Here is an 11009-nt window from a genome sequence, read left to right on the forward strand (position 1 = left end):
CCCAACCGACCGGCGCGCCCGCCCCCGGGCCGCCACCGCCGAGTCCGCGGACCGCCCCCTTCAAGCGCGGCGGGACGCGAAGCCGGGGACCCACCTGTCCTCTCGGGGTGAATTGGCCTGCCCGCGCGCGGGCCGTAGGGCGGCTTCCACGCCCGAACCCGTCAGCTAACCCGGTAGGCGGCATGGAAGTCGAGGAGATCCCCCCGTGCCAGGCACCCACCGCAAGAAGACCCCGGGCAGGCATCGCAAGCCGAGCGCCCGGACCATCACATGGCGGACGACCGGCGGCGTCGTCGTCGGCGCCGCCGTCCTCGGCACCGCCGCGGCCACCGCGCAGGCGTCGGTCCTGCCGTTCGGCTCGCCGTCCGCCACGAACGCGTCCTCCGAGCTGGCGACCGCCGGGAAGGGCGCGCGCGGAACCGCGTCCAAGGACCGCAAGAAGGACGAGCTCAAGCGGAAGAGCCCCAACGCCGCCAAGGGCAAGGACGGCGGCGCGGAACGCGGCGGCGCGCCCGCGAAGACGTCCGGGACGCCGTCCGAGAAGTCGCGGCCCACCGCCGCGGAGGCCATCAAGCTGGCCAGGTCGCAGGTGGGCATCGAGGAGGACGGCGGCGGCGAGACCAAGTTCCAGAAGTGGTACATGAGCACGTCCCGCGCCAAGGAGACGCTCGCCCGCGACGGCGGCTCCCTCGGCGGCTACAGCGACGCGAACTGGTGCGACATGTTCATCTCCTGGGTCGGCGAGCAGATCGGCTTCACCGACCAGATCGGCAGCGACGCCTGGACCGTCGCCCACGCCCGCTGGTTCCAGGCCAACGGCCGCTGGGGCACCGAGCCCAGGCCGGGCGCGATCGTCTTCTACGCCTGGGACGGCGGCAAGGCCAGCGGCGACATCCGGCACGTCGGCATGGTGATCAAGAAGGTCGACGACGACACGATCGAGGCCGTCGAGGGCAACACGAGCAACGCCGTCCAGGTCAAGGAGCGCTCGGCCGACGACATCGTCGGCTACGGATACCCCGACTACAAGTCGTGACGCCCGTCTCCCCGCTCCCGCGGGCTGCATAGGATCGCGCGCATGGAAGACGGCTCCGGCGAGGGCGACGCGCACGGCGGCTCCGGCGAGGGTGACGCGTCTGGCCGCGCCCTCACGCGGCGCGGGGCGCTCGCTCTCGGCGCGGGCGGGGCCGGGGCGCTGCTCGCCGGGGTCACGGGGCTGCTCGCCGCGCGCTCCGGCGACGACGGGACGCCCCGCGTCCGCGAGACCAGGGAGGCCGGCCGGTTCGACGCCGGCGACGCCGAGACCGTCCTCGGCAACCGCGCGCGGGCCGTCCGGACCGGCGACCGGACGGCCTTCCTCGCGACGGTCGGCTCCGCGCCCGCCGCGTTCCAGGACGCCCAGTCCCGCCTCTACGCCAATCTCCGCAAGCTCCCGCTGGCTGGATGGCGCGAACAGGCCGTCACCACCCAGACCGTGGACGAGAAGGACGGCGTCACGATCGTCCGCGTCAAGGTGCGCTACAAGCTGCGCGGTTTCGACCGCGGCGACGTGGTCCGCATCCGCTACCTTGCCCTGGCCCAGCGCTCCGGCGCCTGGACGATCGTCGGCGACGGCTCGTCCCACGGCTTCCAGGACGACGCCGAGATCTGGGACGGCGGCCCCCTGTCGGTGGTCAAGGGCCGGGCGAGCCTCGTCATCGGGGACGCCGCCGGCCTCGGCGAGATCGCGCGGCGTCTGGACGAGGCCGTGCCCGCCGTCAGCGACGTCGTCGGCGCGGGATGGGCGCGGCGGGCCGTCGCGCTCGTGCCCGCCGACCCCGGCCTGGCGTCCACGCTCGCCGGCTCCGGCACGGGGCCGGGCCTCGGCGAGATCGCCGCGGTCGCGACCGCCGTCCCGTCCGCGGGCCCGGACCGGGGCGCCGACCGCGTCGTCGTCTCCCCCGGCACCTTCGGCCGCCTCAACGAGATCGGGCGCGACGTCGTCCTCGCCCACGAGCTGACGCACGTCGCCACCGGCGCCGCCCACGACCGCACCACGCCGGAGTGGCTCATCGAGGGCTTCGCCGACTACGTCGGTTACCGCGGGTCGAAGATCGGCGTGCGGGCGGCGGCGGACGAGCTGCGCCGGGAGGTCGCGGCGGGACGGGTCCCGTCCGCGCTGCCCGCGGCGGCGGCGTTCGGCGGCGGCTCGCCGCGCCTCTCGCAGTCCTACCAGGAGGCCTGGCTCGCCTGCCGGATGATCGCCGACCGGTACGGTGAGGCGACGCTCGTGCGGCTCTACCGGACCGCCGGGCGCGTCCGGGAGGCGGCCGCGCTGCGCGACGTGCTGCGCCTCACCCGGGAGGGCCTCACCGCCCAGTGGCGCGACTACTTGAAGAAGGAGCTGACATGAGCGCGGAGGCGGACGAGGGACGGGCCGAACCCGCGACCGCCCGAACCGGAGAGGCCGACGGCAGGCGGACGCCGCGGATCGCCGCCGCCGTAGCCGCCGCGGTGCTCTTCGCCGCCGTCGCGGCCGTCCTCGCCCTGACGACGCCCTGGAACCCGCTGCCCGGCACCGTTCCCGGCGGGCGCGTGGAGCCCGATCCGGCGCTCGACTTCTCCCCGTCGGAGATCGCCCGGTCCAAGGCGTTCGACTCGGCCGTCAACCCGCCCGCCTACTCGGGCCTCGTCGTCGGCCTGGTCCTGGTCTTCGCCCTGGGCTTCACGCCGCTGGGCGCGCGGTTCATCGGCTGGGTCACCGCCCGCACCCGCCGCCGCCCGCGCCCCCCGAGGGGGGGCGACCCCCCACACCCCCCGGAGCGCCTTCGGCTTCGTCTTTGGCGGATCATCGCCGCGATCATCTCGCTGACCACGCTGCTGCGCGTCGCCGGGCTGCCGTTCGACATCTGGAGCGAGTCGGTGCTGCGCCGGTACGGGCTGTCGACGCAGACCTGGCCCGCGTGGCTCGTGGACCAGCTCAAGTCCCTCGCCGTCACCTGGGTCATCTACACGATCGCCCTGCTGCTCCTGTACGCGGTCGTGCGCCGCTTCCCGCGCTACTGGTGGACGGGCGCCGCCGCCGGAGGCTTCCTGCTCGTCGTCCTGGTGTCGTTCACCTACCCGATCGCCGTCGAGCCGGTGTTCAACAAGTTCCACTCGCTGCAACAGGGGCCGCTGCGCACCGACCTGCTCGCGATGGCCGAGCGGGACGGCGTGCCGGTCGAGGACGTCCTCGTCGCGGACGCGTCCCGCCGGACGACGTCGCTGAACGCCTACGTGTCCGGGTTCGGGTCCACGCGCCGCATCGTCCTGTACGACACGCTGCTGAAGTCGCCGCCCGCCCGGGTGAAGTCGATCGTCGCGCACGAGCTGGGCCACGCCAAGCGCGACGACGTCCTGTACGGGACGCTCGTGGGCGCGCTCGGCATCGCCGGGGCGATGTGCCTGCTGTACCTCCTGATGACCTCCCCGCGCCTCCTGCGCCGCGCGGGAGTCGCCTCCCCCGGCCCGCCGGAGGACCGGTCCGGCGGGGCGGCGGACCCGCGGTCGATCGCGCTCGTCCTCGCGCTGGTGGCGGCCGGGACGCAGCTCGGCGCCCCGGTCCAGAACCTCGTCAGCCGCCGCATCGAGGCCCGCGCGGACGCGCACGCGCTCAACCTCACCCGCGACCCGTCGACGTTCGTGTCGATGCAGCACGAGCTGTCGGTGCGCAACATCTCCGACCTGAATCCCGACGGCATGGAGTACCTGCTCTGGCTGACGCACCCGTCAGGCCCCGACCGGATCGCCATGGCCCGTACATGGGCGCGCATGCACCACGTCCCGGAGCCCCGGCCGCTGCGCTAGTCAGTCGCCGTCGGCGCGCGGCTTGTCGGGCGACTGCCCGCCCGGCTGCGCGGAGAGCGTCGCGGCGTCCGCGCGAGGCGCCGTCGTCACCGACCGCTGCAGCGCGCTGCCCTTCACCCATTCGTTCCAGTTCATCTGCCAATAGCCCCAGCCGTTGTCCGGTTCGAGTTCCCGGTCCGACCCGGTCACCGTCACCACGTCGCCGCGCTGAGCCAGGCCGTAGAACCACTTCGCGTTGGACGGGCTGATGTTGATGCAGCCGTGGCTGACGTTCGCGCTGCCCTGGCTGCCCACCGACCACGGCGCGCTGTGGACGTACTCGCCGCTCTCGGAAATGCGCACGGACTTGTACACGGTGAGGCTGTAGCCGCCGGGGCTTCCGGGGCTGACCCCCATCCAGTCGGACGTCATGACGGTGGGGTCTTCCTTGGCCATCGTCAGGTGGACGCCGTTGGTGGTGGTGTACTTGCGCGCCCCGCCCTTGCCCATGCTGGTCGGGATGGTGCGGACCTTCTTCCCGTTGACCTTCACCACCATCTTGTGGCTGTCCTCGCCCGCCGTGGAGATGTGCGAGTCGCCCACCTTGAAGTCGACGGCGTAGTTCTTGCCGCCGTACACGTCTCCGCCGGTGCGCACACCGCTGAGGTGGGCCTGGAACGTCACCTTGGTCTGGGCGGGCCAGTACTGTTTCGTCCGGAAGACGACTTCCTTGTCGCTGAACCAGTGCCAGGCGCCTTCCACGGTCTTGTCGGCCCGCACCTCCAGCGCCTGCTCGACCGCCTTCCTGTCCTGCACCGCGCGGTCGAACTGCATGATGATGGGGATGCCGACGCCGACGGTCTCCTTGTCGTACGGGGCCTCGATCGTCACCTTGTTCGTCTTCGTGACCTTGGCGGTGGTGAAGCGGCTGCCGACCGTCTCGGTCCTGCCGTCCTTGCCGACCGCCGTCGCGCCGACCGTGTACGTCGCGCCCGGTTCGAGCGTCCACCGCGACCTCCACCGCGTCCGGTCGGCGTTCAGGTCGCCCTCGACCTGGCCGCCGCCGGACGACACGGTCACGTTCGCCACGGTGCCCCGGTACGCCTGGACGGTGATGGGGCTGTCCGGCCTGAGCTGCCCCCCGCCGCCCGCCGGCGACACCGTGAGCTCCACGGCGTCCTTGCCGTCCGCCTCGCCGCCGCCCGTGCACGCCGCGGCGCCCGCGACCATGCCGGCGCCGATGAGCACCGCCGCCGTCCGCCGTCCCCGGTCTCCCGGTCCTGAGCCACCCACCCGCATGTGGTCCCCCCGGTCGTCCTACTGGGCGATCTGTCCGCCTCCCCAGCCATGTCGCTGGAACGGCGCCCAGTATGTGAAAGGGCCGGTACCCGCAAAAAAGCGGACACCGGCCCCTCATGGGGTTCTTTTACTGATCAGTGGGCGAAATGACCCCGGTAGTACTCGAAGACCAGACCGATCGTGGACAGCAGCGTGGCGGCGGCGCCGAGGATGACCAGCCACCAGCCGAACACGACGCCGAGCGCGATCGCCGCGGCCGACAGCCCGAGGAACAGCGGCCACCAGCTGTGCGGGCTGAAGAAGCCCAGCTCGCCGGCCGCGTCCGCGATGTTCCCCTCCGGGTCGTCCTCGTACAGCGGGCCGCCGTTGGCGGCCTCCAGCCGCCGGACGGTGAAGTGCACGTAGAACCCGATGAGCCCGGCGAGCCCGACCGAGAGGCCAAGGGCCGTCGTGCCCGTCCAGTCCTTCGACCAGAGCCAGTACACGATGTCCGTCGCCAGGAAGAACAGCGCGGAGCCGTAGAACATGAACGCCTGGACGCGCATCGGCTACTCCCCCTTCGTCCCGGCCAGCTCGCCCTTGGCGCCCACATGCGGATGGTGCAGGTCGAACGCCGGCCGCTCGGAACGGATCTTCGGAATCGAGTTGAAGTTGTGCCGCGGCGGCGGGCACGACGTCGCCCACTCCAGCGACGCGCCGTAGCCCCACGGGTCGTCGACCTCGACGCGCTTGCCCCGCTTCCACGTGATGTACACGTTGTAGAAGAACGGCAGCATGGACGCGCCGAGGACGAGCGAGAAGATGCTGGAGATCTCGTTCAGGCCCGTGAACTCGTCGGCGTAGTCGGCGTACCGGCGCGGCATGCCCGCGGCGCCCAGCCAGTGCTGGACGAGGAACGTGCCGTGGAAGCCGATGAACAGCAGCCAGAAGTGGACCTTGCCGAGGGTGTCGTTGAGCATCTTGCCGGTCCACTTCGGCCACCAGAAGTAGAACCCGGCGAACATCGCGAACACCACGGTGCCGAACACGACGTAGTGGAAGTGCGCCACCACGAAGTAGGAGTCGGACAGCTGGAAGTCCATCGGCGGCGACGCGAGGATGACGCCGGTGAGGCCGCCGAACAGGAACGTCACGAGGAAGCCCAGCGACCACAGCATCGGCGACTCGAACGTCAGTTGCCCTCGCCAGATCGTCCCGACCCAGTTGAAGAACTTCACCCCCGTGGGCACGGCGATGAGGAACGACATGAACGAGAAGAACGGCAGCAGCACCTGGCCGGTGACGAACATGTGGTGCGCCCACACGGTGACGGACAGGCCCGTGATGCTGATGGTCGCGAACACCAGCCCGATGTAGCCGAAGACCGGCTTCCGGCTGAACACCGGGAGGATCTCCGTCACGATGCCGAAGAAGGGCAACGCGATGATATAGACCTCCGGATGCCCGAAGAACCAGAACAGGTGCTGCCATAGCAGCGCGCCGCCGTGCGAGGCGTCGAAGATGTGCGCGCCGAGCTTGCGGTCGGCCTCCAGCGCCAGCAGCGCCGCCGCGAGGACCGGGAACGCGACCAGCACCAGGATGGACGTCAGCAGGACGTTCCACGTGAAGATCGGCATCCGGAACATCGTCATGCCGGGCGCGCGCATGCATAGGATCGTGGTGATGAAGTTGACGGCGCCCATGATGGTGCCGAACCCGGACATCGCCAGGCCCATCACCCACATGTCGCCGCCGATGCCCGGCGAGCGGACCGCGTCCGACAGCGGGGCGTAGGCGAACCAGCCGAAGCTGGCCGCGCCGCCCGGGGTCAGGAAGCCCGCGATGACGATGAGGCTGCCGAACAGGAACAGCCAGTACGCCAGCATGTTCATGCGCGGGAACGCCACGTCGGGCGCGCCGATCTGCAGCGGCATGATGACGTTGGTGAAGCCCGCGAACAGGGGCGTCGCGAACATCAGCAGCATGATCGTGCCGTGCATGGTGAACAGCTGGTTGAACTGCTCGTTGCTGACGACCTGCATGCCCGGCTCGAACAGCTCCGCGCGCATCACCAGCGCGAGGACGCCGCCGAACAGGAACATGAAGAACGAGGTGATCAGGTAGAGGTAGCCGATCACCTTGTGGTCGGTGGACGACAGCCAGGAGGCGAGGATGCGGCCCTTGGTCGTCCGGGGGCCGACGGGCGTCGCGGTCGGCGCGTGACTGGTCGCGGTCACTGGGCACCCCCGGCGGCCAGCGCGGCCTTCGAGTCGGCGATGTACTTGGTGTACTCCTGGGGCGTCACGACCTTGAGCTGGAACAGCATCCGGCTGTGGTCGACACCGCAGAGCTCGGCGCAGCGGCCCTCGTACACGCCGGTCTTGTTCGCCGTGAACTCGAACTCGTTGTCGTAGCCGGGCATGACGTCCTTCTTGTAGATCAGCGCCGGGACCCAGAACGAGTGGATGACGTCGTTGGAGTGCAGGCGGACACGAATCTTCTGGCCCGTGGGGATCGTCATCACCGGCTTGGCGGGCGCGGGCCCGTTCGGCGCGACGGGCTGGCCGACGACGCGCGCGACGAGCTGCTCCTTGCCCGTGGCGTCCTTCTCCTTGTAGTCGAACTGCCAGCTCCACTGGAACCCGGTGACGTCGACGACCACGGCGGGGTTGGCGGTGGTCTTCTCGACGTAGTTCTCGTCCCGGGCGGTGAAGTAGAACAGGACCGCGATGATGACGAACGGGACCGCCGTGTAGAGGATCTCGATCGGCATGTTGTAGCGGACCTGCGGCGGCAGGTCGTCGGAGCGCTTGCGGTGGAACAGGATCGCCCAGATGATCAGGCCCCAGACGACGGCCCCGACCGCGAACGCCGCGATCCAGGAGCCCTGCCACAGGTGCAGCATGCGCTCGCCTTGCTCGCTGATCGGCTCGGGCATGCCCAGGCGGCTGCCGCTGCACGCGGTGGCTGACAGCGCCAGCAGACCCAGCGCGCCGGCGCTTTTCAATGCGCGGCGACTGCGCACAGGCGTACGCCGCTCCCTAGAGCGGGTCGGACTCACGGAATGCCTTCCCCACGGATGAAAGCCCGGTCGGCCGGGCGGAGAGATCAGTTGTCACATGTGCGTTGGACACACTAGCGCGAGGGTCGCGCGAACCCCCGATCGGGTGCCCGGTTAGTGTTTCCGCGTGGCCGATCCCAGCGCGCCGGGCGTCTATCTCGACGCCGCGTCCACCGAGCCGCCGCATCCCGCGGCCCGGTCGGCTCTTCTTGAGGCCCTCGACGCCGGGTGGGCCGACCCCGCGCGGCTGTACGGGACGGCGCGCGGCGCCCGCGTGCTCCTCGACCGGGCCCGCGCCCGGGTGGCGGAGGTCCTGGGCGCCCGCGCGGACGAGGTGTCGTTCACGTCGTCGGGCACGCAGGCGGTGCATCTGGCCGTCCTCGGCGGGCTCCGGGCGCGCCGGAGGGTCGGGCGGCACCTGGTGGTGAGCGCGGTGGAGCACTCCAGCGTCCTGCACGCCGCCGAGGCGCACGAGCGCGACGGCGGCGAGGTCACCGTCGTCGGCGTCGACCGGGCGGGCCGCGTCGACCCCGGCGAGTTCGCGGCGGCGCTGCGTCCGGACACCGCGCTCGCGTGCCTGCAGTCGGCCAACCACGAGGTCGGGACCGTCCAGCCCGTCGCGGAGGCCGCCGAGGCGTGCCGCGCCGCGCGCGTCCCTCTCCTTGTCGACGCCGCGCAGTCCCTGGGACGGGCGGACGTCCCCGGCGGCTGGTCCTTCCTCGCCGGCAGCGCCCACAAGTGGGGCGGGCCCGCGGGGGTCGGGGTGCTCGCCGTCCGCAAGGGCACCCGGTGGCGTTCCCCGCTGCCGGACGACGAGCGGGAGCGGCGCCGCGTGCCCGGGTTCGAGAACGTCCCGGCGATCGCGGCGGCCGCCGCGGCCCTGGAGGCGTTCCGCGCGGACATGGCGGCGGACGCGGCGCGCCTGTCGTCCCTCGTCGACCGCATCCGCGCGGAGGTGCCGCGGACCGTCCCCGACGTCGAGGTCGTCGGCGACCCCGTCCGGCGGCTGCCGCACCTGGTGACGTTCTCGTGCCTGTACGTGGAGGGCGAGGCCCTGCTGACCGAACTCGACAGGCTGGGTTTCGCCGTTTCCTCCGGAAGTTCGTGCACGGCGGATACGCTGCGTCCCAGTCATGTTCTGGAGGCGATGGGCGTGATTACCCACGGGAACGTGCGGGTATCGCTGCCGCGTGGCGTCCGTTCGGCGGACGTCGACCGGTTCCTGACCGTGCTGCCCGGCGCCGTCGGCCGCCTCCGCCGGGAGGGGCTGGACGGCTTCGGGACAGGGCCGGACCACGTCGACACAGGGAGGCGGTCGCGCCCATGAGGTTCCGAGGCCGCGCCAAGAGCGGGGCGTCCCCCGGCGGCGCCGCGACGCCCCCCGCGGCCGAGCCGGCCGCGCCGCCGCCCGTCCTCGTCATCGACGCGCTCGGCCGCAAGTGCCCGATCCCGATCATCATGCTGGCCGAGCGGATCCGCGAGGTTCCCGTCGGCGAGATCGTCGCCGTCCTCGCCGACGACGCCGCCGCTCGCACCGACGTCCCCGCCTGGTGCCGCATGAAGTCGCAGGACTTCGTCTGGGAGGAGACCCTCCAGCAGGGCGGCTGGGGATTCCACATCCGCCGGACGTACTGAATCGCAGCGCAGAAAAGGGCCGCGCCGTCACGGCGCGGCCCTTTTGCGTCGGCGTCCCGTTACGGGTTCGGGCAGGTGAGGTGGGGAGCGATGCCGGCGGCGGCGTCGGAGCCGTAGGCGGCGGCGAAGCGGTCGAGGAACGCCTGGCGGGCCAGGGAGTACTCCTGCGGACCCGCGGCCTCGAGGGCGTGCGCGGCGATGGTGTGGCCGACCTGCGCGGCGCGTTCGAGCGGGAGCTCCCAGGCGAGGGCGGACAGGAAGCCGGCGCGGAACGCGTCGCCGACGCCGGTCGGGTCGACGACCTTCTCGACGGGGACGGCGGGCACGTGCAGGCCCTCCACGCCCCCGCGGTCGATGACGACGCCCTTGGCGCCGAGGGTGGTGATCCGGATGCCGACACGCTCCAGGATCTCCTCGCCGGACCAGCCGGTCTTCTCCTCCGCGAGCGCCTTCTCGTACTCGTTGCTGAACAGGTACGCGGCGCCGTCGATGAGGCGGCGGACGTCGGCGCCGTCCATGCGGGCGAGCTGCTGGGACGGGTCGGCGGCGAACGGGATGCCGCGGGTGCGGCACTCCTCGGTGTGCCGCAGCATCGCCTCGGGGTCGTTCGGGCTGACGATGACGAGGTCGAGGCCGCCGACGCGGTCGGCGACGGGCCGCAGCTCGATGGAGCGGGCCTCGCTCATCGCGCCGGCGTAGAACGTGGCGATCTGGTTCTGGTCCTGGTCGGTGGTGCACAGGAACCGGGCCGTGTGGTGCAGCTCGGACACGTGCACGGACGCGGTGTCGACCGCGTGCCGTTCGAGCCAGGAGCGGTAGTCGGCGAAGTCGTCGCCGACGGAGCCGACGAGGATCGACTCCTTGCCGAGGTTGCCCATGCCATAGCAGATGTTGGCGCCGATGCCCCCGCGGCGGATGTCCAGCTCGTCCACCAGGAAGGACAGCGACACCCGGTCCATCTGGTCGGGCAGGAACTGGTCGGTGAATCTTCCTGGGAAGGTCATCAGATGGTCGGTCGCAATGGAGCCAGTCACGGCGATGCGCACGGCGTCGCTCTCCTCGTCGTGGTCGTCCGGCTGTTCACCGGCTGTTACGGACCCGGAAAGAGTACTTTCCCATCGCACCATAGATTGACGCTGGAGCGCAGCCCGAGAAATTGCGGTCCGCGCCGGGTGCTCCGCGCCGGGTGCCGGGCAGCGAAAGGGGCGGGCCGGGCTGACGCCCGGCC

The 11009-nt window shown here is 71.5% G+C and carries 10 protein-coding genes and 1 riboswitch; of the genes, 5 read left to right on the forward strand and 5 right to left on the reverse strand.

The features are described 5' to 3' along the window. Positions 1-42 precede the first annotated feature (42 nt). Positions 43-196, forward strand: a riboswitch (cyclic di-AMP (ydaO/yuaA leader). A 9-nt stretch (positions 197-205) separates the two neighbouring features. Genes E1287_RS39145 through E1287_RS39155 form a run of 3 tightly spaced genes read left to right on the forward strand, consistent with a single transcriptional unit; the run spans position 206 to position 3828 of the window. Continuing rightward, positions 206-1036, forward strand: a complete 831-nt coding sequence (locus E1287_RS39145; protein ID WP_131970506.1) for a CHAP domain-containing protein — start codon at positions 206-208, stop codon at positions 1034-1036. A gap of 42 nt (positions 1037-1078) precedes the next feature. Further along, entirely contained in the window at positions 1079-2392 is a 1314-nt protein-coding gene (locus E1287_RS39150; RefSeq protein WP_131970508.1) for a hypothetical protein, read from the forward strand. Continuing rightward, positions 2389-3828, forward strand: a complete 1440-nt coding sequence (locus tag E1287_RS39155; RefSeq protein WP_131970510.1) for a M48 family metallopeptidase — start codon at positions 2389-2391, stop codon at positions 3826-3828. The genes E1287_RS39150 and E1287_RS39155 overlap by 4 nt, the downstream gene beginning before the upstream one ends. Here E1287_RS39155 and E1287_RS39160 read toward each other — a convergent pair whose 3' ends face one another. The 4 genes from E1287_RS39160 to coxB all read right to left on the reverse strand — a co-directional run bounded on the left by E1287_RS39160 (position 3829) and on the right by coxB (position 8110). After that, positions 3829-5100 carry an Ig-like domain-containing protein gene (locus E1287_RS39160; protein WP_243719740.1) on the reverse strand — a complete coding sequence of 424 codons (1272 nt, stop codon included), beginning with the start codon at positions 5098-5100 and terminating at the stop codon, positions 3829-3831. 140 nt (positions 5101-5240) lie between these two features. Beyond that, a complete protein-coding gene (locus E1287_RS39165) occupies positions 5241-5651 on the reverse strand; it encodes a cytochrome c oxidase subunit 4 (RefSeq protein WP_131970514.1) in 411 nt (136 codons plus the stop codon). 3 nt (positions 5652-5654) lie between these two features. Then, positions 5655-7322: a cytochrome c oxidase subunit I gene (ctaD, locus tag E1287_RS39170; RefSeq protein WP_131970516.1), complete on the reverse strand. Its 1668-nt coding sequence runs from the start codon at positions 7320-7322 to the stop codon at positions 5655-5657. After that, complete coding sequence (gene coxB / locus E1287_RS39175) at positions 7319-8110, reverse strand: cytochrome c oxidase subunit II (RefSeq protein ID WP_131970518.1); 792 nt, start codon at positions 8108-8110, stop codon at positions 7319-7321. The genes ctaD and coxB overlap by 4 nt, the downstream gene beginning before the upstream one ends. A 163-nt stretch (positions 8111-8273) precedes the next feature. Between coxB and E1287_RS39180 the strand changes: the two genes are divergently transcribed. Together E1287_RS39180 and E1287_RS39185 are read left to right on the forward strand one after the other, a co-directional pair. Next, the gene (locus E1287_RS39180) at positions 8274-9473 is read left to right on the forward strand and encodes a cysteine desulfurase family protein (protein WP_131970520.1); all 1200 of its coding nucleotides are present in this window, start codon (positions 8274-8276) and stop codon (positions 9471-9473) included. Next, complete coding sequence (locus E1287_RS39185) at positions 9470-9781, forward strand: sulfurtransferase TusA family protein (protein WP_131970522.1); 312 nt, start codon at positions 9470-9472, stop codon at positions 9779-9781. Before E1287_RS39180 ends, E1287_RS39185 begins: the two co-directional genes overlap by 4 nt. 59 nt (positions 9782-9840) lie before the next feature. Here the strand turns inward: E1287_RS39185 and E1287_RS39190 are convergent, their stop codons facing one another. After that, positions 9841-10827 carry a carbohydrate kinase family protein gene (locus E1287_RS39190; protein ID WP_131970524.1) on the reverse strand — a complete coding sequence of 329 codons (987 nt, stop codon included), beginning with the start codon at positions 10825-10827 and terminating at the stop codon, positions 9841-9843. Positions 10828-11009: the final 182 nt, after the last annotated feature.

Source organism: Actinomadura sp. KC06 (assembly GCF_004348735.1).
Taxonomy (GTDB): Bacteria; Actinomycetota; Actinomycetes; order Streptosporangiales; family Streptosporangiaceae; genus Spirillospora.

What these genes read in the sequence shown, in the direction of transcription:
- E1287_RS39150 (WP_131970508.1), top strand. Translation starts at nt 1,079, where the DNA reads ATGGAAGACGGCTCCGGCGAGGGCGACGCGCACGGCGGCTCCGGCGAG.
- E1287_RS39185 (WP_131970522.1), top strand. Translation starts at nt 9,470, where the DNA reads ATGAGGTTCCGAGGCCGCGCCAAGAGCGGGGCGTCCCCCGGCGGCGCC.
- E1287_RS39155 (WP_131970510.1), top strand. Translation starts at nt 2,389, where the DNA reads ATGAGCGCGGAGGCGGACGAGGGACGGGCCGAACCCGCGACCGCCCGA.
- E1287_RS39165 (WP_131970514.1), bottom strand. Translation starts at nt 5,651, where the DNA reads ATGCGCGTCCAGGCGTTCATGTTCTACGGCTCCGCGCTGTTCTTCCTG.